Raw genomic sequence first — 25,598 nt, 5'->3', positions numbered from 1 at the left:
TGCGGCAACGGTGGTTCGTGAGGAGGAGGCGCGAAAGAAATCAGCGGCGGCGCTCGTCCTGTCACGCGAACGACACAAGAGAAGCGTACGGGTAGCAACCCGTGTTGGCGGCGGGCTTGAGCGCCCTTGTTCAGCGAGCCCCAGTGTGACAGGAAGCGCGCCGCATGGTTCGACTCGATCGTCAAACCTTGATCCAACTGCGACTTCGCGACGGTGGCAAGCGTCCACCTCACGCCGCATGCGCTAGACTTTAAGCGCATATTAAGTGAATGCCGTTAAGCTTCCGGTGCCGCACGCGCGACGGCGGACCGCATCTGGCGCATCCCGCCTTGCTCGCCTCTTACCTGAACACTCGATCATGCCGACACCCAGCCGCCTCAAAGCGCCGTTGATCCTCGTTCTCACATGCGTGTTCCTGTTCGCGGGCGTCGCCATCCTGATCGGCGTGTTCGGCTTGCTGGTCAAGCTGTTCGGCCACGCCTGAGCGCCGCCGCGTGGGCGTCGCCGGCGCAAAATGTGTATCCTGAGCAATCTTCCCGGCGCCTTCACACAGGGTCTCCTGCCTTGCCCAGACCCGGGGCGCCCGGCTTCATTGCAAGGAGTTTCATTTGACGGACCACGTTGATACTTCCCCGCCCCCCGGCCAGCCGATCGACCCGGAGTTGCTCGAACTGGCGCATCAGGTTTTCGACCTCGCGCGCAGGGGCGACGCCGCCATGCTCGCGGCGGTGATCGAAAAAGGCGTGCCGCCGAATCTGCGCAACGACAAAGGCGACAGCCTCGTCATGCTCGCCAGCTACCACGGTCATGCGGACGCCGTGCGCACGCTGCTCGAACTCGGCGCCGATCCGAATCTGCGTAACGACAACGGACAGACGCCGATTGCGGGCGCGGCCTTCAAGGGCTTCGACAAGGTGATCGAAAGCTTGCTCGCGCATGGCGCGGATGTGGAAGGCGCGTCGCCGGACGGACGCACCGCGTTGATGATCGCGGCGATGTTCAATCGCACGGCGATCATGGAGTTGCTGATTGCACATGGCGCGGACCCGAAGGCCCGCGACGCAAACGGTGTGACGGCCATGGATGCGGCCGGCCGCATGGGCGCCGGCGATGCGCAAGCGCGCCTGAAGGAACTCGGCTCATAAAGCGAACCGTGATTGGCCCGCGGCGCTCGCGCGTCTCCCTATGCATGACCTTCACACGGAGACGCGCGAGCGCACGAACCGCTAGCCTTTCTCCGCCAACAAAGATTCGACATCGATCTCCGCCAACTCGCCGATCCTCTCCACCGTCACGTCCGCCGGAGGATTACTGGCGATCTCTTTCGGATCGAGCGCATAGTGCCCCTGGCGGGGAAACACCGTCGTCAGCTTCGCGCCCCACGCCTTTTTCATGGCCGTGAGAATGCGCAGCTTGTCGTCCACCATCACATAGTGGCGCGCGGGGTAGCACTCCATCACCTGATCCAGCATCAACTCTTTGTGGATGTAGATCAGCACGCGTCCTTCGACCTCGTCCCATAGCCCCGAGCGGGCGATCTTGCGCGGCTGGAACACCACGTCGCCGTCGGAGAGGATCACCGTGGGGCCGCGCTTGCCCACATGATCGAGCGCATCCAGCGCGCCTGGATACAGACGGTTCGCAAATGGATACTCGATCAGGAATGACGACATCAACAGCAGCCGCGTGTCCCGCGGACGCTCCGAGCGATAACGCTGCAACGCGCCCAGATAGTCGGCATAGCCCAACTCGGCACGCAGGTTCTCGAAGATTTCCCAGTACCGTGCGCTGTTTTCCGCGCCGAACTCGCGCATCATGTGCGCGCGCAGATCCGCGAGCACATGGTCGTTGTCCAGCAAGGTGTTGTCGCAGTCGAACAGAAAGACGACGTCGTGCGGCGTAGAGGTGGTGGCTGGCATCGCGGCTCCGTGGAATCAGGTTTTCGGCTTGTCGGACGGCGCGGCCGCTTTCTCGGCGTGGCCACCGAAATCAGCGCGCATGGCCGAGAGCACCCGGTTCGCGAAATCCGCCTCGCCGCGCGAGCTGAAGCGCGCAAACAGCGCCGCGCTCAGCACCGGCGTGGGCACACCCTCGTCGATGGCGGCCGCCACGGTCCAGCGCCCCTCGCCCGAATCGGATACGCGTCCCGCGTAGTTCTTCAGATCGGCGTCGCTCACGAGCGACCCGGCGATCAGATCGAGCAGCCAGGAACTGATCACGCTGCCGCGCCGCCAGACCTCGGTGACGTCGGCGAGATTCAGGTGGTATTGATACAATTCGGGGCGGCGCAGCGGCGAGGTTTCGGCGTCGGCCTCGCGCGCGTGCTTGCCGGCGTCGGCGTGATGCAGAATGTTCAAGCCCTCGGCATACGCGGCCATCATGCCGTACTCGATGCCGTTGTGAACCATCTTGACGAAGTGCCCCGCGCCCTGCGGCCCGCAATGCAGGAAGCCCTGCTCCGCGGTGCTCGAGCCGGCGACACGGCCCGGCGTGACCGGCTCTGAGCCGGCACCCGGCGCGAGCGTCGCGAAAATCGGTTCGAGCCGCTTCACGATGTCCGGCTCGCCGCCGATCATCAGACAGTAACCGCGCTCGCGGCCCGCCACGCCGCCGCTCGTGCCCACGTCCACATAGTGAAGCTTGCGCTCGGCCAGTTCGGTGCCGCGGCGGATGTCGTCGTGGTAATAGGAGTTGCCGCCGTCGATCACAATGTCGCCCGGCTCCAGCAAGGGCACGAGTTTCTCCAGCGTCATGTCGACCACGGCGGCCGGCACCATCAGCCACACGGCGCGCGGCTTGTCGAGTTGAGCGACGAGGTCTTCCAGCGATGCCGCGCCCGCCACGCCGTCCTGTTTCAGCTTCTCGACCGCCGCCGGCTGCACGTCGTAGGCGATACATTGCTGACCGCCCTTCGTCAGGCGCCGCACCATGTCGGCGCCCATGCGTCCCAATCCAATCATGCCTAGCTGCATATCTCGCTCCGGAAAGTGCCTCGTTGCGCTGCTGGATGTGCTTCGACGATTTGCTTCGTTCTACTGCCGCTTCGCTACGTTTTCGCTGAGCGCTTCAGTCGCGGCGCCGGGGATCGCGCGTGGCTATGCTCACTGTAGTGGTGTTTTTTCGCGCGCGCCGGACACACGGTAGCAGCCCTGAAGCGCTCTTGCAGCGAAGCGCGCAGCGCCGCATGCATCGAAAGACAATACGCCCTTTTGCAGAGGTTTTGCGCGGCGTAAAGTTCCTGGCGGTTGCGGTCGCACTGGATTGTCAGGCGTGGCGCGCACCGGCTTAGATTCGGCCGACTGCCTTCTTACAGTTCGTTTTGCCGTTGCCGCCCGCGCGTCTAGGGCTGCCGTTGCCGTTGTCTGGCCTGGAGCTTGCCATATTGCGAACGCGCAAAACGCCTGGTGGCTTTCCACATCAACGGATAGCGATCGCCCGGCACGGCGAACAGCACCAGCGCGCACAGCGCCAGCAAGCCGCAGAACAGAAACGTGCCGCGATAGCTGAACGCCTGCACCAGCAAACCCGACAACACGCCCGACAGAATCGAGCCGACGCGCGCCGCGTTGAAGAACAGCGCGGTGGCGCGGCCGGGTGCGTGCGGCATCAGATCCTGCACGTAGGTCATGCCGAGGCACGAGGTCACGGCGACCACGAAGGCGTTGAGCATCTGCATCGGAATCAGCACGTGGACGCTTCCCGCCAGCGACATGCCGACGAAATACACCGCGTGCACCGCGGCGCAGGCGGCCAGCCAGTTGGGCTTGTGCAGCGCCGACGACTTCGCGCCGAGCGCGAGCATCATCGGAATCTCCATCAAGGCGCCGAGGCCGAGCATGACCGACACGTCCAGATGCGTGCCGTTCAGCCCGTGCACGATATAGAGCGGCAGCACGATCATGGTCGCGTTCGCGGCGAGGCCGAGCAAGGTGAGCGCGGCGACCGCGCGGCCGATGTCGTTGGCCGAGGCGACGCCCGGCAAATCCTCGTGCGCGTCTTCGCCGGGCGTGGTGAGCGGCGGCACGGTGATCGAAGCCGACGGCTCCGACGCGGTGTCCTCCACCGTGTGATCGCCGAGATGGCCCTGCGGCTCGCGCATGCGCCAGACGATCGTCGCGCAGGCGCCGAAACTGGCCGCGGCGAACAGGAAAAGTCCGTAAAAGCTGCTGGCGGCGAGCACCAGCGCGCCCACCGACGGCCCGAACACCCACGCCGCCGACAGAATGGTCCGCAAGGTCGCGCTGGCAAAGACCCGCTCCGCCGGGTCCGCCACCGGCAAGGCGGCGCGGCTGAACGAGAACACCATCGAAATGGCCGAGCCGCCCGCGCCGATAAAGACGATCCCGACCACCAGCAGCAGCCGGTAATCACGCACCACGCATAAACACAGATAGCCGAGCGCCGCGGCGATCAGTGCCGCCAGCAGCAAGGGCCGGTGCCGTCCGCTCGCGTCGCTCCAGCGGCCCGCGAAAGTGCTGGCGAGCACCCCGCTCGCCGCGATCAGCGTCATGAACACGCCGAGCCTGAACGGCGTCATGCCGGCGCGCTCGACGCCGAACAGGGAGAGATACGGAGCGGTGAACGACATCGCCACGCCGAGCATGAGCGTCGCGGCAGCGAGCGGCTTGAAGCCGGGAATGCGCAGTAGATCGAAAAAACGTGAGGTCTTTAACACGAGGGGCGGTGGGTCAGGGAAAGCGAGTCTGCGACGCGCAATGCACGCCGCACACTTCGTGGCCGGAACGACCGGGGCATTATCGGCTTAGCTCGCGGGCGCGTAAACCCGTGCCACCGCGTCCCAAAATTGCACGCCGCAAGCTTTCCGCACGGCTGACGGCGTGGAGCATTCCCCGAGCGCGCGTTACAGCACGACGTAACCGCGTTTCTCCAAAGTCCAGCGGTGCCATTGATTGCCATACATACCGCACGCGATACCGAACAGCACCGACAGCACGAGTCCGATCAGGTCGGCGGTTTCGCCCCATAGACCCGAGCAGAAAAGCAGCAGGTTGATCGCCAGCATGATGAAAGCGGCAAACCACATCTTCTTCGACAACGCCCATACGAAGCCCAGCAGACACGCGCCCCAGCTAAAGCCGGTGGCGACCGCGACGGTTTCTTCCTTGCCGGGGCATCGCAGATAAATCTTTTCGCCCATTTCTTCCCTTTCCGACCTCGATGAGTCGCCGCACGACGGCGACACCCGGACGAATATTTAACACGCCATGCCGGCAAGACTATGAGTTTGCTTGAAATTCACACCGCCGCGCCGTGCATTCGGGCAAGGCCGCGCTCACTGACGATTCCAGGCATAGCTGCTAATCTTGCCAAATCCGCCCGCAGGGGACGCCACGACGGCGCAAACCCTTGCCCGTAAAGGTTAAACCGCTCCGGAGCACGCATGGCAACCCAGACAGCCTATTCTTCCCAAGCCCCCTCGCGAGCCCAACTCGACGCCCTGCCGGGTGCCACCCTGGTCGAATTCGGCACGGACTGGTGCGGCTACTGCCAGGGCGCGCAGGCGTCGATTGCCCAGGCCCTCGAACCGCACGACGGCCTTAGGCATCTGAAGATCGAGGACGGCCCGGGCCGGCCGCTCGGCCGCTCGTTCAAGGTCAAACTCTGGCCGACGCTGATCCTGATGCGCGACGGCGCGGAAGTCGCGCGCGTGGTGCGCCCGGCCAACGCCGCGGCAGTCGCTGACGTTCTGACGTCGCTCTGAGTTCGCACGGTGCATGCCGCGTTCGATGCGCGGCGCCATCCCAACCCGACACGGATCATGCGACAAGCCATCCATCACCTGAGCGTCAAGGCCCGCAGCCGCGGCCTGGTCGAATTCACCGACGAAGCGCGCCGCTTCGTCGCCGCACAGGCGATCGACACCGGCCTGCTGACGCTGTTTTGCCGGCATACGTCCGCCTCATTGCTGATTCAGGAGAATGCCGACCCGTCCGTGCAGCGCGATCTGGAGCGCTACTTCGCGAGCCTCGCGCCCGAAGACGCCGAGCGCTACGAACACGGCGCCGAAGGCCCGGACGACATGCCGGCTCATTTACGCACCGCACTCACGCAAGTGCAACTGTCGGTGCCGGTCGAACACGCGCAGATGGTGCTCGGCACATGGCAAGGCTTGTATCTGTTCGAGCATCGCCGTCACACGCAGCACCGTGACATCGTGCTGCATCTGATCGGCGAATGACCACCCGCTCACCGCCTCACAGCGGCGCTCCGCCGAATGCCTGGCGCTGCGCGAGCGATACGAACGCCTGCGCGTCGCGCGCCGCCTGCACCACTGCTGCCATGCCGAAGAACTCATGCGTCGCGCCCCGATAATTGCGATGCTCGACCGGCACGCCCGCGTTGTGCAGTTTCTGCGCGAGCTTCTCACCGTCCGAGCGCAGCGGATCGATGCCCGCCGTCACGATCACGGCCGGCGGCAAGCGTGACAGATCCACGCTCACTACGTCGATTAACGGACTGGTGAGATCACTCTCGCTGTTGATCACGTTATGCATGAACCACAGCATCATCGGCTTGTTCAAGGGTTTGGCGTTGCGGTTCTCTTCATAAGAGATCGACACGATATTGTTGCTCGCCACCGGATAGATGAGCGCCTGGTGCATCGGCATGCGGACACCGCTGTTGCGCGCGCGGATCGACACGTTGATGGCCAGATTGGCGCCGGCGCTCTCGCCCATGATCGCGATCTTGCCGGGGTCGCCACCGAGGTTCGCCGCATTCCCGATCAGCCAGTGCCACGCGGCGAACGCGTCGTCATGCGCGGCGGGCAAACGGTGTTCGGGCGCCTGCCGGTAATGCGCGGACACCACGATGGCCCGGCTGAGCGCCGCCATCGAACGCGGCGTGGCGTCGTAGGTGTCGAGGTCGGCGATCACCCAGCCGCCGCCGTGAAAATACAGAATGAGCGGGGACGGCCCTTCGCCTTGCGGCGTGTAGACCCGCGCCGGATTGCTGCCGGCCGCGCCGGGAATCATAATGTCCTGGGTGCGCACCGCCTCCAGTTCGAGCGCCGGCCGCGCACTGAACGCGGGGTTCTGCATCAGCTTTTTGACGGCGTCGGCGGGCGTTGGCTGCCGCCTCGCCTCCTCCACCGTGCACTCTTCGATGGGCTTCGGGTTCAGACTCCCGAACGCGTCGAGCACCGCCTTCATGTCGGGGTCGGCATGTCCCGTTGGATCCATGCCGACCATGCCTTTGATCGTGTCGCCGAGTGTCATGTCCATGCTCCTGCAAAAAATGAAGGGGCACGGACTCATCGGAGGCTTTCAGGACCGGCGCTCGACAACCGTGCATGCGGTCGATTTCAGCAAGCGCTATACCTATGGACGAAGTGCAATTCGGGCTGTGTCTGCGCTACTGCCCCTTTGTATCGCTGCTCGCGTCGGCGCCCGGCATATTGGTCGTGTCGGTTGCCGGCTTCGTCTTCGACGACTTCATGTGATGCTTTTTAGTCGACTTCGAATGCGCCATCGCGCCCGATGCCTGCATGTCGCCGCCTTCACGCGTCGCACCGGCATTGGTGCCCGCGCTCGGGTCGTTGCCTGCCGGACCGCCACCGCCGCCTCCGCTGCCCTGTGCCATCGCGATCGAGGAAGCGGCGAGCAAGGCCGAGATGAGGATTGCGCTGCGAGTCTTGTTTCCGAGGTTCATGACTTTCTCCTGTGCGAAAAGAAGCGGGTTGCGCCAGCCGGTTCGACCAGATGCGCATACCTCGTCTTTCTCTCAGCAAAGGGTGTGCCGCGAGTCATGGAGCACTTCGAACATCCCACGCGGGGAGCCGCCAACAGCGAGCCTATGGTTCACACGCCACCAGCGCGTGCAATTCGTCGATGTTGAACGGCTTGGCGAGTATCGCCACGCCGAGCCGCCGCGCACGTTCGAGTTCGTCGGCGTAGCCGGTCATCAGGGCGATCTTCTGCGACGGCCACGCGCTGCGCACCTTCTCGGCGAGGTCGATGCCGTTGAGCTTGCCGGGCATCTGGATGTCGGACAGCACGAGTTCGAAGCGTGCGCCGCCCGTGAGGACGTCGAGCGCCTGGTCGGCGGTGGGTTCATGGCGCACCTCGCAACCGAAGGTCTCCAAGACCGCCGCCACGCCTGCCGCGACATCTTCGTTGTCTTCGACCAGCAGCACGACGCCGCTCGGCGCCGGCACCGGCGCTGGGACTGTCCCGCTCTGCACCGTCGCCGCCTTCTGGCGTTCGCGATAGCGCGGCAAATACAGCCGCACCGTTGTGCCGCTGCCCGGCACACTGTCGATCTTCGCCGTACCGCCCGCCTGTTCGCACATGGAAAGCACCTGTGCGAGGCCGAGGCCCGTGCCCGAACCGTGCAGCCTGGTGGTGAAGAGCGGCTCGAAGGCGCGCCGCGCGACGGCTTCGGGCATGCCCTCGCCGTCGTCGGAACAGGCAATCAGCACGTATTCGCCGTCGGGCAGCAAGGTATCGCTTGCGACCAGCCGGTTGTTCTGGCAACGAATCACGAAGCGTCCGCCGCGCGGCATCGCATCGCGCGCGTTGACGGCCAGGTTCATGATCGCGAATTCGAGATCGGTCGGATCGGCTAGCACCTGCCAGACCTGATCGACCATGTTCAAGGCCAACTCCACCTTATCGCCGAGCGCGGCGTCGATCAGTGGCACGGCGGCGGGCAGCCACGTGGCGAGGTCAAGCGGCCGCTGTTTGAGCGGCTGCTTGCGCGCCACGCTCAAAAGGCGTCGCGTGAGCGATTCGGCGGTGGCGGTGGCACGCTCCACCGCCAGCACTTCTTTCTCGACGTTGTTGAAGCGCTTGAGCCGCGCGAGTTCCGTGTTGGCGGACACCACCATCAGCAGATTGTTGAAATCGTGTGCGACGTTGGCGACGAGGTTGCCGAGCGCGCCCATGCGCTGAAGTTGCCGGCTTGCGGCTTCGGCGGACAGACGCATCGCCACTTCGCCCTGCCAGCGTTCCCACGCGCGGCGCTCGCCTTCGAGTTGACGCAGCGAGTAGACCACCAGCAGCCAGATGGCGAGGCAAGGCAGCGCAGTCAATGCCGCGATCATGATGAAATGCTGCCGCCATGCTTTGCCGATCGACGACGTGGCATAGGCGCTCATGACATAGAGCGGATAGTCGCCGACGCGGCGAAACGCCAGCAGCCGCTCCACGCCATCCACGCTGGAATTCAAACGGACGTGGCCGGACAGTTGTTTGTCTCGCAACGCCTGCGTGAATTTGCTCTGCGGACTAGGCTTCGCGCCCGCCGGCCACGGCGGATAGCGCACCAGCAGGTTGCCGTCCTGGCGATACAGGCCGAGCGCCAGCGACGCATCGCCGTTGGTCAGTTCACGATAGAAGCGCGAGAAGTATTCGTTGCGCAACGCCACCGAGACCACGCCGAGAAACTGGCCGTTGGCGTCGGAGCGGCCCGTCGCCGTGGTGAACACATTGGTCTGTGAGAGCGGGCCGAACATCGGCAGCGAAAAATACGGCTGCGGGCGCATCGCTTTCGCGCTGGTGAAGTCTTCGCGCTGGGCAATCGACAGGGCGGGCGCGGGAAACGTGCGGCTCGACACCAGCAGGTCGCCCTTCGCGCCGAGCAGATAGATAGACGAGACCTGGGGAAAATCGCCGCCGATTCCACGCAGACGGTCGTGCAGCATCGCTTCGCGCGCGCGGATTTGCGCGTCGTCGTCGTTGCCGAGCAGTTCGACGATGCGCGATGACATCTGCTGGTTCAGGTCCAGCACCTTGGCGGCCTGTTCCTCCGCGACGCGCGCGAGGCGGTCGATCATGTCGTTCGAATCGGCGATCCGGCGCTGGTAATCGAAGTAGCCATAGCCCGCAAGGCAGATCAGCGGAAACACAATCGAAACGGCGAGGACGATCAGCAGCATGCGCCGCGTTGCCGCGAAATTGCGCGACGGCATGGGGAAATCGACTGCTGCACGTTCGGCACGTTGCACGGTCACGATCTCCATAAGGTTCAACACAGGTCAGGGACACCATGGCGCGGCACGCTCGCCGCATGTTCGTGCGCTATTTCCTTTTCCCCGAATTTACCGCACTTCGGCCGTTCTCCATAGTGCGGCGGCCGAGCAAGAGCGCGCTTGCAGCGGCGCGTGCGGCTAGGCACATGGATTGCTGCTGCGTAAGAGTTCGGCGACCTGCAAGGCGTGCTGTATCGCGGCGTGATCATGCGCTTTGCACGGCTCGCGCTGTTCTACGTTGTGTTTTCTTATTCCACCGTCCGCGAGGAACCGGCCATGCCCACGACAGCTCTATGCGTCGCTCAGCTCTCGCAATTGCGAACCGACCGCGCTGAACGTGTCGTGGTGAACGACGAAAAGATTCTGCTGGTGCGCGACGGCGATACCGTGCACGCCTATTCCGCCGATTGCCCGCACGCCGGCGGCCCACTCGAAGAAGGCGCGCTCTGCCACGGCCGGATCATCTGTCCATGGCACAAGGGGACGTTCGACGTCGCCACCGGCAACGTGCTCGAACCGCCCGCGCTGGTCGCGCTCGACCGCTATCCCGTGGTGGTCGCAGGCGACGACGTGATGGTCACGCCGGAAAAAATCCCGCAGCCGGTGCGCAATGCCAGCGACAAACAACCGCATTACGTGGTGATCGGCGCGGGTGCGGCAGGCGCCGCCGCTTGCGCGGCTCTGCGCGAGTGTGGCTTTGGTGGCCGCATCACGCTCGTAGGCTATGAAGCGCATGCACCCTACGACCGCACTTCGCTAAGCAAATTCGTGCCGTCCGGTGAAATGGCGCCCACGGATGTGCCGCCGCTTCTGGCGCAGGACTGGCTCGAACGGCACGACGTCGAACGGATCGTCCAGAAGGTTGCGCGGCTCGATGTGCCCGCCCGCACGATACATCTCGAAAGCGGCGGCGCCCTGACGTACGACACGGCCTTGCTTGCGACCGGCAGCGTGCCGAAGCTTCCCCACATTCCCGGTGTGGAGCTCGGCGGCGTACACGTGCTGCGCAGTCTCGACGATGCCGCCGCGCTCGTCGACGCCGTCGGCGATGATGCCGGCCAGACTCAGGTCGTCATTCTGGGCAGCAGCTTCATCGGACTCGAAACGGCTTCCGCGCTGCGCAAATGCGGCACGCCGGTGACCGTCATTTCGCCGGAGAAAGTACCGTTTGCCAAGCAGTTTGGCGAGCGCGCGGGTGCGATGTTCCGCGCGCTTCACGAGCGCAACGGCGTGGTGTTCCATCTCGAAGCAAAGGTCGCTTCGCTCGAAGGCGAAGAAGGCAACGTGCATCAGGTGATGCTCGAAAACGGCGAGCATGTCGCCGCCGACATCGTGCTGTTGGGCACGGGCGTTACGCCGGCCACCGGTTTTGTCGAAGGCCTGCCCCTGCAGAAAGACGGTGGCGTGCTCGTCAATGCGGGCATGCAGGCCGCGTGCGGTCTCTACGCGGCAGGCGATATCGCCGTGTTTCCTTTGCATGAAGATCGGGAACCTGTCCGTATCGAACATTGGCGCGTCGCGCAGCAGCATGCGCGCATCGCCGCGCAAAACATGTGCGGCGCGCGTCATCGCTACGTCGGCGTGCCGTATTTCTGGACCTATCACTTCGGCAAGAACTTCGAGTATCTCGGCCATGCGAGCGAGTGGGACGAGATCGTGACCGATGGCGACCTCGATCGTCAGCAATTCGTCTCGCTGTATGTGAAGAACGACAAGGTGGTCGCCGTGCTCGCCTGCGAACGCGAAGCGCACACCGCGCGGCTGATCGATGCGATGAGAGGTGGCGTGTCGCGCGCGGAAGCGTTGGCGATCGTCGGCGGCGCTTCGTGTGTCACGAAATGAATAACCGGTAACCTGAAGGAGAAACGCGATGACAGAACACAAGGAAAAGCACCCGCACTCGAACAAGAGCGAGAAGCAGATTGACAAGCAGGTCGAAGACAGCTTCCCCGCGAGCGATCCGCCTTCCACCGGCGGCACTACGAAGATCGTCCCCGACAAGGACGCCGCTACGAAAGACAAATCGGACGCAAAGAAACCGGCTGCACACTAGGCCGCGCCGAGCCACGCCAAGCGGAGATGAACCGCCCAGCCGGATTGCCGGCGGGCGGTTTTTTCTAATGAGGTATCGCACCGTTCAGACGCCCTGCAATAGCATTGCCGCGCAAAGAGAACCACCGTCAATGGCATCGTGGCGAGTTAACCATTGACCGCGACGACGGATAGTTCTTCCTCGGTCCGGCTTCTCCCCATCTCGACACGCCCGCAAGCCGTGAGAATTTCCTGCAGCGTGCTCGCATAACACTCCGCCCCGATTGCGCTTTGCAGATCCGCGCTCCACTTCTCCGTATCTTCCGCCGCCCACAATCCGACCACGATCGACACGTTCGGCAAGCGTGCGCGAATGCGCCTGACCAGATAGCGCAAGTGCGACGGAATGCCGTCGATCTGCAAGTAGAGAATGCAGACGATGCCGACATCGTCCGCGTCGAGCTGATCGATCGACGCGCGCGATGCGGCCTCATGCGGCAACGCACGCGAGGTGAACCCATGTTTGCCCAGCAACTGCAACAGGATGGTTGTCGCCAATGCGTCGAGCGGGCCGCGTCCGGGAATGCACAGCACGTGGCTGCTCGCAGCAAGCGAAGACGGGTTCGTCGCGCCTGCCTCGCCCGAATTGCCTGGCGTAACGGGCCGTGGATTCGCTGCTTCAGCTTGTGCATCATTGGAGGCGCCGGAAGCTGAAGGCGCCAGCGGCCCCATCGCGTTCCAGGTTTCGCCCGCGGCGGAGGTCGCCGGCTCGTTGTCGTCATAACCGTCGAGGCCGTCCACGAGGTCGTTCGTCGTCGCCTCGATGCGTGCAAGCTGCGTCGCCGTGACGCTGCCGCGCATGACATCGTTGGCCGCGAGTTGCAGGCCCTTGATCGCGACCTCGTCGTAATATGCCGACAGGGAGCGCTCGCGCAGCAGCAGTTCCGCTTGTTCGATCGCTTCGTCCGGGTCGCCGGCCAACGCACGCTGATAAAAGTTTTCGACCGGCGTCAGCGCCGGCTGGTCGCCTAACAGCACGTCGAGAAATTCCAGGCGCCGCACATGCCGGCCGAGCACGAGCAGGCAAAGCGTCAACGGCGTCGACAGGATCAAGCCTATCGGCCCCCAGATCCAGCTCCAGAAAATCGCGGCCACCACGACCGAAAACGGCGAGAGACCGGTGCTGCGTCCATACAGCAGCGGCTCGACGATTTGACCCACCAGCACTTCCACGCTGACGAACAGCGCCATCGACCAGATCGCCATCGTCCAGCCTGGACTCACGGCGGCGGCGAGCGCGGTGGCGAGCGTCGCCGAAATCCAGATGCCGACGTAAGGCACGAGCCGAAGCAGCGCCGCGAGAATGCCCCACAGAATCGGACTCGGCACACCGATCATGAACAGCCCCGTGCCGATGATCACGCCGACGCCCGCATTCAGGCCGAGTTGCGAAACGAAGTAGCGGCTCAAACGCCGCGCGGCTTCGTCCATGACCGTGGTGGTACGGTGCAGGTCGCGCGAGCCGAACAGACGGATTGCGCGGTCGCGCAAATCGTCGCGTTGCAGCAGGATCACCACCATCACGACAAAAACGATAAAGGCCGTTTCGAGCGGACTGATTGCCGGCGACAACACGCGTCTCGCGAGTTCGAACGGCGTCGGCACCGGCTCGCGCACCTCGACCGGCACGGCGGCGGGTTCGCCGGATGTCGAATGCGCCGTGCCGCGCGACACCGGGCCAGGCCGCGGCGCGATCTGCGAGGGCTCGACCGTCGCGCGTTGCAGCGCCTGGCCAGCGGCGCTTGCAAACCCGTTCAGTTTGCCGATGGTCAGGCTGTGCATCGTTTCCATCTTCTGCTCGATGGTCGCCTGATAACGTGGCATGCCGGCCGCCAGATCGGTCAGTTGCGTGGCGATCACCGCGCCGAGCAGGCCGATCACCGACACCGAGATCACCACGGCGGCGAACACCGACGCTACATGCCCGAGCCGCAAACGCATCAACGCGTTGGCGAGCGGCGCGACCAGAAAGCTGAGCAGAATCGCCAGCGTGATCGGAATTAGCACGGCGCTCGCGAAATACAGGCAGGCGACCACGGTGATGCCCACCGCGAGCGAGATCAGGCTGTCGAGGCCAAAGGCCGTGGCGGGCGCGCGAATGTGGGTGGCCGGCCTCACGCCGCGCGGTTCGGGGATGTCCTTCATGTGCGGCAGTCTGTCCGGTTCTGTTCGGTTCCCGTTCCTGTCAGGCAAGACGGACGAGGCGAGTTGAGCACGTCGATGCTGCCGACGTGCCGATGCCATGTCGTGCCTCGCTCATGCGTTCATCTTTGTTCTGTCGCAATAGCTCACTTACTTGGAAGGCTCGCCAGAGACCGGCCCACTTTCCACTGGCGGTGCTTCCTTCTCGATGTCGGCGCGTGCCTGGTCCCAATACTCGTCAGGCGTGCCTTTCGGTTCATCAGCCTGCTCCCACAGGTAATAAGCGCGCGTGCGAATCTGTTCCTCTTGAGAGGTTTGTTCCTGTTCCATTTGATCACCTCGGTTGACCTGGCGTGGGCCGATATCGGCTGCGCTGCACGCAACCCGCCGCTCAGCAGCGGCATGCGCGCAGTCCCTTGCAATCGAGCAAGCGCTATACCCGGCAGCGCGAGCTCGACAGCGTTTCAGGCCTTGTCGCGTCAAGCTCCGGCGGCGGGTTCGCTTTCGTCGGTGGTGAGTTGCTCTTCGAGGCGGTCGAATACACGCTGCGTCGCGCGGTTCGGTGCGTCGAGCGCGAACAGCAGGAGTGAGCGTCCCGTCACCTGATACGCGTCGCCGGTGCTGAACAGCGGCAATTCTGAACGCACCGGCATGTTGGTATCGAGCAGGCAGGTCCACTGATCGCCGTCGGGAATGTCGGGCAGCGTAAAGTTGACGACATCGTGGTGGGCGTTCAGCACCAGCAGCAAGGTCGCGTCCGAAGCCGGACGGCGAATGCCGCTCGCCTGCGCGCGGCCGTCGATCACGAGGCCGAAGCAGCGCATCGACGGATCGTCCCACTGTTCCTGGGAGAGATCCGTGCCGTCGGGCGAGAGCCAACGCGCGTCGGTCACGTCCAGCGCCTCGTTATATTCACCGATGATAAAGCGGCCGCGCCGCAAAACCGGCAGACGGTGGCGCAACGTGGTCAGATTCTTGACGAACTCGATGAGCGCGCGGCCGTCGTCGTCGATGGCGTCCCAATTCACCCAACTGATCTCGTTGTCCTGGCAATAGGCGTTGTTGTTGCCCTGCTGCGTACGGCCGAATTCATCGCCCGCGAGTATCATCGGCGTGCCTTGCGAAAGCAGTAACGTGGCCAGCAGATTGCGTTTCTGGCGCTCGCGCTGTTGACGAATGTCCGGGTCGTCGGTCGGACCTTCCACACCCATGTTCCAGGACTTGTTGTCCGAGTGGCCGTCCTTGTTGTCCTCGCCGTTGGCTTCGTTGTGTTTGTCGTTGTACGAGACCAGATCGTTCAGCGTGAAGCCGTCGTGCGCGGCGATGAAGTTCACGCTGGCCCACGGGCGGCGGCCGCGATGATTGAACTTGTCGCCCGAACCGGTGAGACGCGTGGCGAGATCGGGCACCTTGCCTTCGTCGCCCTTCCAGTATTCGCGCACCGTGTCGCGAAAGCGGTCGTTCCATTCGGCCCAGCCGGGCGGAAAGCCACCGACCTGATAGCCGCCCGGGCCGCAATCCCACGGCTCGGCAATCAGCCGCACGCTAGAGAGCACGGGGTCCTGCCGGCAGCTGTCGAGGAAACCGCCGCCTTCGTCGAAGCCGTGCTGCTCGCGGCCAAGAATCGTGGCGAGATCGAAACGGAAACCGTCCACCTTCATTTCCGTCACCCAGTACCGCAGGCTGTCGGTCACCATCTGCAGCACGCGCGGGTGCGACAGATTCAGCGTGTTGCCGGTACCGGTATCGTTGATGTAGTAGCGCGGTTCGTCGGGCATCAGGCGGTAGTACGATGCGTTGTCGATGCCCTTGAACGAGAGCGTCGGGCCACGCTCGTTGCCTTCCGCGGTGTGGTTGTAGACCACGTCGAGAATGACTTCGAGATTGTTGTTGTGAAACCGGTCCACCATCTCCTTGAACTCGCCCACCGAATCAATCGACGACGCGAAGAAACGCGGATCGGCCGCGAAGAAACCTATTGTGTTGTAACCCCAGTAGTTGGTGAGGCCCTTCTCGAGCAGATAACTGTCGTTAACAAAGGTCTGGACCGGCATCAGTTCGACTGACGTCACACCGAGGTTCCTGATGTAGTCGAGCACGACCTGCTGTCCGAGTCCGGCGAACGTGCCGCGCAGATTTTCCGGTACTTCTGGATGCCGCTTGGTAAATCCCCGCACATGGGCTTCGTAAAAAATCACGCGCTCCCACGGCAACGCGTTCCGATCAGGATGACTCCACGAAAAGTTGGCATCGACCACCTTGCACTTGGGCACGAAGGGCGCGCTGTCGCGCTCGTCGAAAGACAGGTCGCCCTGTTCGGAATCCAGCGTATAGCCGAAGATTTCCGGCGCCCATTTGAGCTCGCCGATATGCGCCTTTGCATAGGGATCGAGCAAGAGCTTGTTCGGATTGAAACGATGGCCCTTCTCCGGTTCATAAGGGCCGTGCACGCGATAGCCGTAAACCGCGCCCGGTTTGAGGTTCGGCACGAACACGTGCCACACCTCGTCGGTATATTCCGGCAATTCGATGCGTTCGATTTCGTTTTCGCCGGTTTCATCGAACAGACATAGTTCGACCTTGGTGGCGTGCGCGGAGAACAGCGCGAAGTTGACACCGCTTCCGTTCCATGTCGCGCCAAGCGGAAAAGGCGTGCCTTCCGAGATGCGCGTCGAGTAATTGGTCTGGGATGACATAGGGGTTCCTGTGGAAGCTAGAGGCGCGGGCGCGCGTGTTTAGTGCAAGCGTGATTCAGTCGATGCAGGCGTCTCCGGCGACATGAATGCGCGATCGGAGCTTCGAACAGCAGCCCGCTGATTTAGCAAATTCCAGACCTGAAAGGTTTGGCACGGCTGCGTGCGCGGCGCGGCACAACTCTTGCAGCAGCAGGGTGAAAGCTGCCTCAGTGAAGCGGCGGCATGAGAAGCGCCGCATATGCCATCAGGGAGAAATCATCATGCAACGAATACAGATCAAACCGCTGGCCGCCACCGCCCTGCTTCTCGCCACACTGGCGTCGCACGGCAACGCGTATGCTCAGGGCGCGCCTCAGGCCATCACCGAAAGGCGTACGGACGTGGTGCAACTCGCCAGCGGCTACCGCGCGTCGAAGCTGAGTGGCGCTGATGTTTACAACAAAACGAAGGACACGATCGGCACGCTGGACGATCTGATCGTCTCGCCGAGCGGCGATCGCAGCACATACGCCATTCTGTCGGTAGGCGGATTCCTGGGCATGGGCAAACATCTGGTCGCCGTGCCGTTTAACGACTTACAGATCAACAACCGCCGGGTGGTACTGCCAGAGGCCACCAAGAAATCGCTCGAGGCGCTACCTGAATTCAAGTACGCACCGGATTGAGAGAGGGTTTTAATTTCGTTGACCGGCTGCAAGGGCCCGGCCTTGCAGACCGGTGTCAAACCAGGCGCAGCCTTTACGACGGGCCCGTCGCATGCAGCGCCGCCGCTGATTCGAGCACTCGCAGCAGGCGCTCGGGCGTCAACGGTTTCGCGCAATGCGCATCAAACCCTGCGGCTTTGGCGCGCGCCCGGTCGTCACGTGAGGCTGACGCCGTACATGCCACCAGCAACATATGCGAAGTCGAAGGATCAGCACGCAGACGCCGAGCCAGTTCGAGACCATCCAGGCCCGGCATCCTGATGTCCAGCACCACTGCAAAGGGCTGCCAGTCGCACGCCATCTCGCAGACGGCGAACGGATCCTCGAGCGCCCGGCACTCGAAGCCGTCCGCGGCTAGCAACATCTGCAATGCATCTGCCGCTTCCCGGTAATCGTCCACCACGAGGACGCGCCGGTGCGATGCCATCGCGTACTGGATAGGCCGCCACACTACGACATCTTCGTTATCGTCCATCCGGTCGTCGAACCTCACCATTCTCTCCTTGGCTTTTCCCTTATGCCACTCGCGGGCACTTCGAAACCTGCGCGCAAGATTCGCTCCTGACACGCGGACAAAACTCATCGTTCGCCACACGATGGTCTTCCGGTTGCGTCGCATTCGCAGCGTACGCCCTCACCTCATCACCTTAGCTCAGGCAATAAAATGCCGCTGACTAAAAACCCAGCACCGTTTTAGGGATTTGTACTCAGCGGGTTATCCCGCACGGTTGTCGATGAAGCCCTTCAGCATGGCAAGCGTATCGGCATCGTCGATGTGTTTATCAGTACGCCAACGCAACATGCGTGGAAAACGCACTGCCACGCCGGACTTATGACGCGGACTCGCCTGAATGCCTTCGAAGCCGATTTCAAAAACGAGCGTGGGGGTGACGCTGCGCACGGGGCCGAACTTTTCGATCGTGGTCTTGCGCACGATCGCGTCGACCTGACGCATTTCTTCGTCGGTTAGACCGGAATAAGCCTTCGCGAAGGGCACCAACGTGCGCACGCCGTTCGCTTCGTCCCATACCGCGAAAGTGAAATCCGTATAGAGACTCGCGCGACGGCCGTGGCCGCGTTGCGCATAGAGCAGCACGGCGTCGACTGCATACGGATCGATCTTCCATTTCCACCATGTACCGGAGGCTTTGGTACGGCCCACGCCGTACATCGATTCGCGCTGCTTGACCATGAGCCCTTCCACGCCACGCGAACGGCTCTCGTCGCGCAATGCGGCAAGCGCGTGCCAGTCCGCTGCACGAACCAGCGGCGACACGCGCAGCAGATCGTGCGCGAGTGTGCCTTCGATTGAAACAGCCAACGCCTCCAGTTGCGCGCGCCGCTCGACGAGCGGCGTCATGCGCAGGTTCCGGCCGTTCGCTTCGAGCAGATCGTACGCCAGCAGCGTGGCCGGCGAATCGGCGAGGATTTTTTTAGTCAGCGTCTTACGGGCAATGCGCGGTTGCAACCGCGCAAACGGTAATGGCGCGATGGCGCCGGGTTCCCACGCGAGAATCTCGCCGTCGACCACGAAACCGTCCGGCAAGGCATCGCCCAACGCCGCCACTTCGGGGAAGCGATCCGTGATCAGATCCTCGCCGCGTGACCATAACCAGACACGTCCACCACGTTTGACGAGTTGCGCGCGAATGCCGTCCCACTTCCATTCGATCTGCCATTGCGAGGGATCGCCGAGCGTTGCCGGATCGGCTTGCAATGGATGCGCGAGAAAGAACGGATACGGCAGGCCGAGGTCGCTCTCCTGCTGGTGCTCGCCAGGCTGCATCTCGTCGCCAGTCGCTTCGGGCGCGATCAAACGCAGATAGCGTGCGGCATCGGGCTTCTGTTGCGAATCGGTCCAACCGACCATGCGCTGCGCGATCCGCTTATGATCGACGCCCGCGACTTCCGCTAGCGCCCTCACCACCAGTTGCCGCGCGACGCCCACCCGAAACCCGCCGCCAATCAGTTTGGTCAGCAGAAACCGGCCGCCCCAATCGAGTTCGTCCCAGTAGCCGATCAAACGCGTGCGCAACTCTTCCGGCGCCACGCCGCGCAAGGTCAGCACACGTTGCTCGATCCATTGTGTGAGGCCCAGTTCGGAACTGCGTTGCGCGGGCGGCAGGATATGCGCGATGGTTTCGGCCAGATCGCCCACTGCGTGATAGGACTCTTCGAACAACCACGCCGGCAATCCCGCGCGTTCGCGGGCGATCTCGGTCAGCAGACGCGTCGGCACCGATTGGCGCGGTTTGCCGCCGGCAAGAAAATACGACGCCCACGCCGCATCTTCCGGTTCGGCCACGGCGAAGTAGCTGGTCAATGCTTCGAGTTTGTCGTGCGTGGACGTGGTCGCGTCGAGCGCGGTGTAGAGAGCGGCGAAGCGTTTCATGCGCGGCTCGACGGGTTGGCCGCATGGCTCTGGTCATCAGCCGGCACAGCCTGCTCTGCTGCTGTCTGATCGAACTCGAGCGGCACGCTGCGCGCCGCGACGGTTTCATCCGCACCCGCGGCATCCGCTTCGACCGTATCGTCGCCATATTGCGTTTCAAACGCACCGGCCTCGAGGCCTTGCTCGCGCAACCAGCGCACCATCGGCTCGACCGAGCCATGCGTGACGATCACGCGTTCGGCGCCCGTCGCCTGAATGGCTGTTTGCAGGCTCGGCCAATCGGCATGATCCGACAGCACGAAGCCGCGGTCGACACCACGCCTGCGGCGCGCGCCACGCAGACGCATCCAGCCGGATGCAAATGCATCGCTATAGTCGCCGAAGCGCTTGAGCCATGCGCTGCCTTGCGCGGACGGCGGCGCCACGATCAGTGCCTGACGGAACGCCGCCTTGTCCTTGACCGGTATCTCGCTGACAGGCCGCACAGGCGGCAAATGCACGCCGGCGTCCCGATACGCGCGATTGAGCGGTTCCACGGCGCCGTGACAGAAAATCGGCCCAATGCCGGCATCGACACTGGCGAGCACGCGCTGCGCCTTGCCGAACGAATAGCAGAACAGCACGGACGCGCGTCCTTCGGCAGCGTTATGACGCCACCACGAATCGACGCCGTCGAATACCGCTTGCGGCGCGTCCCACCGGTAGATCGGCAGGCCGAAGGTCGACTCGGTAATGAAGGTGTCGCAGCGCACCGGTTCGAAGGCATCGCAGGTCGGGTCGGGGTCGAGTTTGTAGTCGCCCGAAGCCACCCACACGCGCCCACGATGTTCGATCCGCACTTGCGCCGAGCCGAGTACATGCCCTGCGGGATGCAGCGATACCGTCGTGCCGTTAAGATCGAGGCGCTCGCCATACCCCAGGGTTTGCAGCGATATGCCGGGCAAACGCGACAGCAGCACGTTCGCCCCTGCTTGCGACGCAAGGTAGTGCCGGTGCCCGAAGCGCGCGTGGTCGGAATGCGCGTGCGTGATCACTGCCCGGTCGACGGGACGCCACGGGTCGATATAGAAGTCGCCAGGCGGACAATACAATCCCTCTGGCCGTGCCACCACGAGGTCCGCGAGGTCTGCTTCGTCAGAGGCTATAGTCAATGGGGGTTCCAGTGGAAAAGCGGGCACGTTGCAGCAGGTCGATGCAAGCTCGACACATCCGCCAAGCAAACTGCATTCCCGGCGTGTGCACGTGAACCTGAGTGCCGGAGAGGAGCGCCGAAGAGAAGCGGCAATGTCAGCGTGGCTGCATTCTTGCTTGAGTATGCAGGAGCAACAAGGTACGCGCGTCGGCAAAGCCCGCATTCCGGCAGGTCAGCCACGCGCGCTGCGAGGTCCCATGCAAACCATCATCGATGACCACGCGTTATATGTGGCGAAACATCCCGGCGCATTCGTGCTGCAAACGCTGAAGGCATTTCGCGCCAACCAGGGCTTGCTGCTCGCCGGCGCGGTCGCGTATTACGCGTTGTTGTCGATCGTACCGCTCATGATCCTGATCGTGATCGCCCTGTCGCGCTTCGTGCCCCAGCATGTGTTGCTCGCGGCGCTCGCGCATCTGTTGCAATGGCTGGTGCCGGGCCAGTCGAACGCCTTGGTTCGCGAGCTGGCCAATTTTCTGTCGCATCGCGCGGTGATCGGCTGGGTCTTGCTGCTGACGATGATCTTCTTCAGTTCGCTGGCCTTCACCGTGCTCGAGAACGCGATGTCGCTGATTTTCGTCCACCGTGTGGTGGTCCGGCGGCGGCACTTCCTGCTCTCGGCGATGCTGCCGTATTGCTACATTCTGTGTCTCGGTGTCGGCATCCTGATCGTCACCTTCGTGTCGAGCGGGCTCGAAGCGATCGGCGCCGAAGGCATCGATCTGTTCGGCCTGCATGTTTCGTTGCAGGGACTCTCGCGCGTCGTGTTGTATCTGCTCGGCCTCGCGGGCGAGGTCTTCGTGCTGACCTCGATCTATATGGTGATGCCGGTCGGTCGTCCTTCGCTCAGGCATGCGCTGTTCGGCGGCGTGGTCGCCGCCGTGCTGTGGGAGATTACGCGGCACGTGCTGGTCTGGTACTTCGCTACCCTCTCGCAGGTGAGCGTGGTCTACGGATCGCTGACCATGGCCATCGTCATCCTGTTCAGCCTTGAATGGCTCGCGACCTTGCTGCTGCTCGGAGCGCAGGTGATTTCGCAATACGAACGCTTCGGGATCGAGCCGCTTCAGGCGCCGCAGCCCGACATCAAGACCGGCTGAGTGCTCGCCGCGAGGCGTGCCACGACCAGGGAACGAGGCCGTGGGGCAAGACTGCGGTAACATTCTGCTGAATACCGGCCGAGGCGCACGCCTGGCATAACCGCCTCTTCCAGCCGGCAGGCTTCAGGACCCCACCATGAGCATCACCCAGCGCAACAACATACAGATTTCCGGCAACGGCAAGCGGACCATGGTGCTGGCGCACGGTTTCGGTTGCGATCAGAGCATGTGGCGCTACCTCGCACCGTCGTTTCAGGACGAATACCGGACCGTGGTGTTCGATCATGTCGGCAGCGGCTCGTCGGATCTGAGCGCCTACGACATCGACAAGTACGACTCGCTGTACGGCTACGCCAGCGACCTGATCGAGATCATCCGTGAAGTTGCCGACGGCCCGGTGGTGTTCGTCGGCCACTCGGTCAGCGCGATGATCGGCCTGATCGCGAGCCTCAAGGCGCCGCAGCTCTTCTCCGCTCTGATCATGGTGGGCCCGTCGCCCTGTTACGTGAACGACGGCGACTACGTCGGCGGCTTCTCGCGCGAAGACATCGAAGATCTGCTGCGCACGCTCGAAAGCAACTACCTCGGCTGGTCGAGCGCAATGGCGCCGGCCATCATGGGCGCGCCGGAGCAGCCGGAACTCGGCGTCGAACTGACCAACAGTTTCTGCCGCACCGATCCCGAGATCGCCCGTCAATTCGCGCGCGTCACGTTTCTGTCCGACCAGCGCGCGATACTCTCGCGCGCCACCACGCCCACGCTCATTCTGCAAAGTAGCGACGACATCATCGCGCCCTGTGTGGTCGGCGAATACCTGCACCGCACGATTCCCGGCAGCACGCTGCATCTCATCGAGAACGTGGGCCATTGTCCGCACCTGAGCGCGCCGAGCGCGAGCGCGGCCGCGATGAATTCCTTCCTCGCGCCGATGAGCCTGTAGCACGATGCACAGCACGGACCGCCCGCTGCCCTCAGCCGACGCGTTGTTCGAGCACGCTGCCTGCGGCCTGCTTGTCACCGATGCCAATGGCCGCATTGTGCGCGTGAACGCGACCTTCTGCGGCTGGCTCGGCTATGACAGCGCGGAGCTGGCCGGAGCGAGGCAAATCCAGGATCTGCTGAGCGCCGGCGGCAAGGTGTTCTATCAGACGCATTGGGCACCGCTTCTGCAAATGCAGGGTTCGGTGGCCGAGGTCAAGCTGAACATGCTGCATCGCGACGGCCACATGGTGCCGATGCTGCTCAACGCGGTGCGCCGCCGTCATGGCGAGGTGACTTACCTGGAAGTGGCGGTGCTGATCGTCGCGGACCGTCACAAGTACGAGCAGGAGTTGCTGCTCGCGCGGCGCAATGCCGAGGCGTCCGTGGCCGCGCATCAGCTCGCGCAGCGCGAGTTGCAGGAAAGCCGCGACGTGCTGAGCCTCGCCATGCGCGGCGCGCGCATGGGCGCGTGGTCGCACGAGCCGAAGTCGGGCAAGCTCTGGTGGAGCCGCGAACTCGAAGCGCTCGCGGGCTATGCCGAAGGCCGCTTTGCCAACATGCCCGGCGGCTTTTTCGAACTGATTCATCCGGGCGATCTGATCGCGCTGAACGAGGCCGTGGACCACGCGGTGGAAACCGGTGACGACTATGTCGCCGAGTTCCGTTTTCTGCACGCAAGCGGCGACTGGTGCTGGATGGAAGGCCGCGGGCGTGCCACTTACGACCGCCAGGGCGAGCCGCTCACGATCTACGGCCTCGGCATCGACATTACCGAACGCAAGGAAGCGCAGACGGTCCTGCTGCGCCAGGCGGCAATCTTCGAACACCTGAGCGACGCGATCGTGATCACCGATCTGCGCGGCAATATCACGGACTTCAACGTGGGCGGCGAACGCATGCTGGGTTATCGCATGCGCGAGATTCTCGGCAAGCCGGTCGCGCTCCTGCTGCCGCCGGACCAGGCGTTGAGCATTCGCCGCGAAGCGCTCGCGGCACTGGCCGCCGAAGGCACATGGCGCGGCGAATTGCCATTCGTGCGGCGCGACGGTTCGCGCGGCGTGTGCGAAACCGTCATCAAGCCGCTCGCCAACGCGCGCGGCGATATCTACGGCGCGGTCAGCATCAATCGCGACATCACCGGGCGCCGGCACGCGGAGCAGCAACTCACGCGGCTGAACCGCGAACTCTCGAATGCCGATCGCCGCAAGGACGAATTTCTCGCCACGCTCGCACACGAACTGCGCAATCCGCTCGCGCCGATGCGCAACGTGCTTGAAATTCTGCGCCTGAAAGAGTTTGCCGATCCGCAATTGAGCTGGTCGCGCGACGTGTTCGACCGGCAACTCCAGCACATGACGCATCTGGTCGACGATCTGCTGGAAGTCTCGCGCATCACTCAGGGCAAGCTCGAGCTGCGCAAGCAACGTCTCGAACTGGCACGCGCAATGCAATCGGCCATGGAAGCGGCGCGGCCGACCGTGCAGGCCTCGTCGCATCATCTGAGCGTGACGCTGCCGCGCGAGCCGCTCTATCTGGTCGCCGATCCCACGCGGCTGTCGCAGATGATCCTGAATCTGCTGAACAACGCCGCCAAGTACACGCCGCCCGGCGGGACCATCTCGCTCGCGGCGGAACGCGAAGGCGACGAAGCCGTGATCGTCGTGCGCGATTCCGGCATCGGCATTCCAGCCGAGCATCTGGACAACGTGTTCGAAATGTTCTCGCAACTCGCACCGGCATTGGACCGCTCGCAAGGCGGACTCGGCATCGGCCTCGCGCTGGTGCGCGGCCTCGCGGAACTGCACGGCGGCACGGTCGCGGCTTTTAGCGACGGTCCCGGCAAAGGCAGCGAATTCGTGATCCGGTTGCCGGTGACGGCAGCGGCGGCGCTGCCGTCCGACAGTGCGCCGCCCGAGGCACCGCATGCGGGCGGCCTGCGCGTCGTGATCGTCGACGACAACGCGGACGCCGCCGAGAGCCTTGCGATGGTGCTCGAACTCGAAGGCCACGAAGTCCGCACGGCCGGCGACGGTGTAGCGGGTCTGGAACTGATCAGCGCGTTCGCGCCGCAGGCGGTGATTCTCGACATCGGCTTACCGCAACTGAACGGCTATGAAGTGGCGCGGCGGATTCGCCAGGATTACCAGCACGCGGGCATTGTGCTGATCGCCGTCACCGGCTGGGGCCAGCAGCAGGACAAGCAGACTGCTCTCGCCGCGGGATTCGACCATCACTTCACCAAGCCGGTCGACCCCGGCGAGTTGCAGCGGGTGTTGAGCCGGCAGAGTGCGTGAGTGCGAGTGTGAGTG

At 63.7% G+C, this 25,598-nt stretch carries 23 protein-coding genes; 10 read left to right on the top strand and 13 right to left on the bottom strand.

All coding sequences use genetic code 11. The annotated features are described in order from the left end of the window. Window positions 1–358: 358 nt before the first annotated feature. Both B0G81_RS45345 and B0G81_RS09830 read left to right on the top strand, forming a co-directional pair. On the top strand, window positions 359–484 hold the full coding sequence (locus B0G81_RS45345; RefSeq protein WP_012427141.1) for a hypothetical protein: 126 nt from the start codon (window positions 359–361) through the stop codon (window positions 482–484). A 124-nt stretch (window positions 485–608) separates the two neighbouring features. After that, window positions 609–1,145 carry an ankyrin repeat domain-containing protein gene (locus tag B0G81_RS09830; protein WP_134134876.1) on the top strand — a complete coding sequence of 179 codons (537 nt, stop codon included), beginning with the start codon at window positions 609–611 and terminating at the stop codon, window positions 1,143–1,145. A gap of 81 nt (window positions 1,146–1,226) precedes the next feature. Here the strand turns inward: B0G81_RS09830 and B0G81_RS09825 are convergent, their stop codons facing one another. The 4 genes from B0G81_RS09825 to B0G81_RS09810 all read right to left on the bottom strand — a co-directional run bounded on the left by B0G81_RS09825 (window position 1,227) and on the right by B0G81_RS09810 (window position 5,158). Beyond that, entirely contained in the window at window positions 1,227–1,919 is a 693-nt protein-coding gene (locus B0G81_RS09825) for an HAD family hydrolase (RefSeq protein ID WP_134134874.1), read from the bottom strand. 15 nt (window positions 1,920–1,934) lie between these two features. Continuing rightward, window positions 1,935–2,972 carry a phosphogluconate dehydrogenase (NAD(+)-dependent, decarboxylating) gene (gene gnd / locus B0G81_RS09820; RefSeq protein WP_134134873.1) on the bottom strand — a complete coding sequence of 346 codons (1,038 nt, stop codon included), beginning with the start codon at window positions 2,970–2,972 and terminating at the stop codon, window positions 1,935–1,937. Window positions 2,973–3,340: 368 nt separating this feature from the next. Next, on the bottom strand, window positions 3,341–4,675 hold the full coding sequence (locus B0G81_RS09815; protein ID WP_106278066.1) for a sugar efflux transporter: 1,335 nt from the start codon (window positions 4,673–4,675) through the stop codon (window positions 3,341–3,343). 186 nt (window positions 4,676–4,861) lie between these two features. Then, complete coding sequence (locus B0G81_RS09810) at window positions 4,862–5,158, bottom strand: DUF2628 domain-containing protein (protein ID WP_106278068.1); 297 nt, start codon at window positions 5,156–5,158, stop codon at window positions 4,862–4,864. Between the two features lie 243 nt (window positions 5,159–5,401). On the opposite strand from B0G81_RS09810, the gene B0G81_RS09805 reads away from it, so the two are divergent. Continuing rightward, window positions 5,402–5,722 (top strand): thioredoxin family protein, encoded by a 321-nt coding sequence (locus tag B0G81_RS09805; protein ID WP_106278070.1) that lies wholly within the window; start codon window positions 5,402–5,404, stop codon window positions 5,720–5,722. A 57-nt stretch (window positions 5,723–5,779) separates the two neighbouring features. Then, the gene (locus tag B0G81_RS09800) at window positions 5,780–6,199 is read left to right on the top strand and encodes a secondary thiamine-phosphate synthase enzyme YjbQ (RefSeq protein WP_106278072.1); all 420 of its coding nucleotides are present in this window, start codon (window positions 5,780–5,782) and stop codon (window positions 6,197–6,199) included. 16 nt (window positions 6,200–6,215) lie between these two features. Here the strand turns inward: B0G81_RS09800 and B0G81_RS09795 are convergent, their stop codons facing one another. The 3 genes from B0G81_RS09795 to B0G81_RS09785 all read right to left on the bottom strand — a co-directional run bounded on the left by B0G81_RS09795 (window position 6,216) and on the right by B0G81_RS09785 (window position 9,967). Then, the gene (locus B0G81_RS09795) at window positions 6,216–7,238 is read right to left on the bottom strand and encodes an alpha/beta hydrolase (RefSeq protein ID WP_134134871.1); all 1,023 of its coding nucleotides are present in this window, start codon (window positions 7,236–7,238) and stop codon (window positions 6,216–6,218) included. A 136-nt stretch (window positions 7,239–7,374) separates the two neighbouring features. After that, on the bottom strand, window positions 7,375–7,671 hold the full coding sequence (locus B0G81_RS09790) for a hypothetical protein (RefSeq protein ID WP_134134869.1): 297 nt from the start codon (window positions 7,669–7,671) through the stop codon (window positions 7,375–7,377). A gap of 142 nt (window positions 7,672–7,813) precedes the next feature. Then, a complete protein-coding gene (locus B0G81_RS09785) occupies window positions 7,814–9,967 on the bottom strand; it encodes an ATP-binding protein (protein WP_208328522.1) in 2,154 nt (717 codons plus the stop codon). A gap of 300 nt (window positions 9,968–10,267) precedes the next feature. Here B0G81_RS09785 and B0G81_RS09780 point away from each other — a divergent pair, with 300 nt between their 5' ends. Together B0G81_RS09780 and B0G81_RS09775 are read left to right on the top strand one after the other, a co-directional pair. Then, window positions 10,268–11,833, top strand: coding sequence for an FAD-dependent oxidoreductase (locus B0G81_RS09780; RefSeq protein WP_134134867.1), 1,566 nt, complete (start codon window positions 10,268–10,270; stop codon window positions 11,831–11,833). A gap of 28 nt (window positions 11,834–11,861) precedes the next feature. Next, the gene (locus B0G81_RS09775; protein WP_116144943.1) at window positions 11,862–12,044 is read left to right on the top strand and encodes a hypothetical protein; all 183 of its coding nucleotides are present in this window, start codon (window positions 11,862–11,864) and stop codon (window positions 12,042–12,044) included. Window positions 12,045–12,190: 146 nt separating this feature from the next. Here B0G81_RS09775 and B0G81_RS09770 read toward each other — a convergent pair whose 3' ends face one another. The 3 genes from B0G81_RS09770 to glgX all read right to left on the bottom strand — a co-directional run bounded on the left by B0G81_RS09770 (window position 12,191) and on the right by glgX (window position 16,920). After that, window positions 12,191–14,227 (bottom strand): AI-2E family transporter, encoded by a 2,037-nt coding sequence (locus B0G81_RS09770; protein ID WP_134134865.1) that lies wholly within the window; start codon window positions 14,225–14,227, stop codon window positions 12,191–12,193. Between the two features lie 147 nt (window positions 14,228–14,374). Continuing rightward, complete coding sequence (locus tag B0G81_RS09765) at window positions 14,375–14,554, bottom strand: DUF2934 domain-containing protein (RefSeq protein WP_106278084.1); 180 nt, start codon at window positions 14,552–14,554, stop codon at window positions 14,375–14,377. 149 nt (window positions 14,555–14,703) lie between these two features. After that, the gene (glgX, locus tag B0G81_RS09760) at window positions 14,704–16,920 is read right to left on the bottom strand and encodes a glycogen debranching protein GlgX (RefSeq protein ID WP_134134863.1); all 2,217 of its coding nucleotides are present in this window, start codon (window positions 16,918–16,920) and stop codon (window positions 14,704–14,706) included. A 260-nt stretch (window positions 16,921–17,180) separates the two neighbouring features. Here glgX and B0G81_RS09755 point away from each other — a divergent pair, with 260 nt between their 5' ends. Beyond that, window positions 17,181–17,585 (top strand): PRC-barrel domain-containing protein, encoded by a 405-nt coding sequence (locus tag B0G81_RS09755; RefSeq protein WP_208328604.1) that lies wholly within the window; start codon window positions 17,181–17,183, stop codon window positions 17,583–17,585. Window positions 17,586–17,658: 73 nt separating this feature from the next. Here B0G81_RS09755 and B0G81_RS09750 read toward each other — a convergent pair whose 3' ends face one another. The 3 genes from B0G81_RS09750 to B0G81_RS09740 all read right to left on the bottom strand — a co-directional run bounded on the left by B0G81_RS09750 (window position 17,659) and on the right by B0G81_RS09740 (window position 21,167). Further along, window positions 17,659–18,120, bottom strand: a complete 462-nt coding sequence (locus B0G81_RS09750; protein WP_116121727.1) for a response regulator — start codon at window positions 18,118–18,120, stop codon at window positions 17,659–17,661. A gap of 219 nt (window positions 18,121–18,339) precedes the next feature. Beyond that, entirely contained in the window at window positions 18,340–20,016 is a 1,677-nt protein-coding gene (locus B0G81_RS09745) for an ATP-dependent DNA ligase (RefSeq protein ID WP_134134861.1), read from the bottom strand. Further along, window positions 20,013–21,167 (bottom strand): ligase-associated DNA damage response exonuclease, encoded by a 1,155-nt coding sequence (locus B0G81_RS09740; RefSeq protein ID WP_134134859.1) that lies wholly within the window; start codon window positions 21,165–21,167, stop codon window positions 20,013–20,015. The genes B0G81_RS09745 and B0G81_RS09740 overlap by 4 nt, the downstream gene beginning before the upstream one ends. Before the next feature lie 238 nt (window positions 21,168–21,405). Between B0G81_RS09740 and B0G81_RS09735 the strand changes: the two genes are divergently transcribed. From B0G81_RS09735 to B0G81_RS09725, 3 genes are all read left to right on the top strand, one after another. Next, window positions 21,406–22,308: a YihY/virulence factor BrkB family protein gene (locus B0G81_RS09735; RefSeq protein WP_116123782.1), complete on the top strand. Its 903-nt coding sequence runs from the start codon at window positions 21,406–21,408 to the stop codon at window positions 22,306–22,308. Window positions 22,309–22,444: 136 nt separating this feature from the next. After that, window positions 22,445–23,248, top strand: a complete 804-nt coding sequence (locus B0G81_RS09730) for an alpha/beta hydrolase (protein ID WP_106278093.1) — start codon at window positions 22,445–22,447, stop codon at window positions 23,246–23,248. A 4-nt stretch (window positions 23,249–23,252) separates the two neighbouring features. Next, the gene (locus B0G81_RS09725) at window positions 23,253–25,583 is read left to right on the top strand and encodes a PAS domain S-box protein (protein WP_134134857.1); all 2,331 of its coding nucleotides are present in this window, start codon (window positions 23,253–23,255) and stop codon (window positions 25,581–25,583) included. The last annotated feature ends 15 nt before the right edge of the window (window positions 25,584–25,598 follow it).

The organism is Paraburkholderia sp. BL6665CI2N2, from assembly GCF_004366535.1.
Lineage (GTDB): Bacteria > Pseudomonadota > Gammaproteobacteria > Burkholderiales > Burkholderiaceae > Paraburkholderia.
This window is presented reverse-complemented; position numbering and strand designations above follow the sequence as displayed.

Excerpts from the sequence above, each read along its gene's own strand:
- B0G81_RS09770 (WP_134134865.1), bottom strand. The coding sequence starts at position 14,227 with ATGAAGGACATCCCCGAACCGCGCGGCGTGAGGCCGGCCACCCACATT.
- B0G81_RS09730 (WP_106278093.1), top strand. The coding sequence starts at position 22,445 with ATGAGCATCACCCAGCGCAACAACATACAGATTTCCGGCAACGGCAAG.
- B0G81_RS09735 (WP_116123782.1), top strand. The coding sequence starts at position 21,406 with ATGCAAACCATCATCGATGACCACGCGTTATATGTGGCGAAACATCCC.
- B0G81_RS09795 (WP_134134871.1), bottom strand. The coding sequence starts at position 7,238 with ATGACACTCGGCGACACGATCAAAGGCATGGTCGGCATGGATCCAACG.
- B0G81_RS09755 (WP_208328604.1), top strand. The coding sequence starts at position 17,181 with ATGCAACGAATACAGATCAAACCGCTGGCCGCCACCGCCCTGCTTCTC.
- gnd (WP_134134873.1), bottom strand. The coding sequence starts at position 2,972 with ATGCAGCTAGGCATGATTGGATTGGGACGCATGGGCGCCGACATGGTG.
- B0G81_RS09725 (WP_134134857.1), top strand. The coding sequence starts at position 23,253 with ATGCACAGCACGGACCGCCCGCTGCCCTCAGCCGACGCGTTGTTCGAG.
- B0G81_RS09765 (WP_106278084.1), bottom strand. The coding sequence starts at position 14,554 with ATGGAACAGGAACAAACCTCTCAAGAGGAACAGATTCGCACGCGCGCT.
- B0G81_RS09775 (WP_116144943.1), top strand. The coding sequence starts at position 11,862 with ATGACAGAACACAAGGAAAAGCACCCGCACTCGAACAAGAGCGAGAAG.
- B0G81_RS09790 (WP_134134869.1), bottom strand. The coding sequence starts at position 7,671 with ATGAACCTCGGAAACAAGACTCGCAGCGCAATCCTCATCTCGGCCTTG.
- B0G81_RS09805 (WP_106278070.1), top strand. The coding sequence starts at position 5,402 with ATGGCAACCCAGACAGCCTATTCTTCCCAAGCCCCCTCGCGAGCCCAA.
- B0G81_RS09825 (WP_134134874.1), bottom strand. The coding sequence starts at position 1,919 with ATGCCAGCCACCACCTCTACGCCGCACGACGTCGTCTTTCTGTTCGAC.
- B0G81_RS09780 (WP_134134867.1), top strand. The coding sequence starts at position 10,268 with ATGCCCACGACAGCTCTATGCGTCGCTCAGCTCTCGCAATTGCGAACC.
- B0G81_RS09810 (WP_106278068.1), bottom strand. The coding sequence starts at position 5,158 with ATGGGCGAAAAGATTTATCTGCGATGCCCCGGCAAGGAAGAAACCGTC.
- B0G81_RS45345 (WP_012427141.1), top strand. The coding sequence starts at position 359 with ATGCCGACACCCAGCCGCCTCAAAGCGCCGTTGATCCTCGTTCTCACA.
- glgX (WP_134134863.1), bottom strand. The coding sequence starts at position 16,920 with ATGTCATCCCAGACCAATTACTCGACGCGCATCTCGGAAGGCACGCCT.
- B0G81_RS09750 (WP_116121727.1), bottom strand. The coding sequence starts at position 18,120 with ATGGTGAGGTTCGACGACCGGATGGACGATAACGAAGATGTCGTAGTG.
- B0G81_RS09745 (WP_134134861.1), bottom strand. The coding sequence starts at position 20,016 with ATGAAACGCTTCGCCGCTCTCTACACCGCGCTCGACGCGACCACGTCC.
- B0G81_RS09800 (WP_106278072.1), top strand. The coding sequence starts at position 5,780 with ATGCGACAAGCCATCCATCACCTGAGCGTCAAGGCCCGCAGCCGCGGC.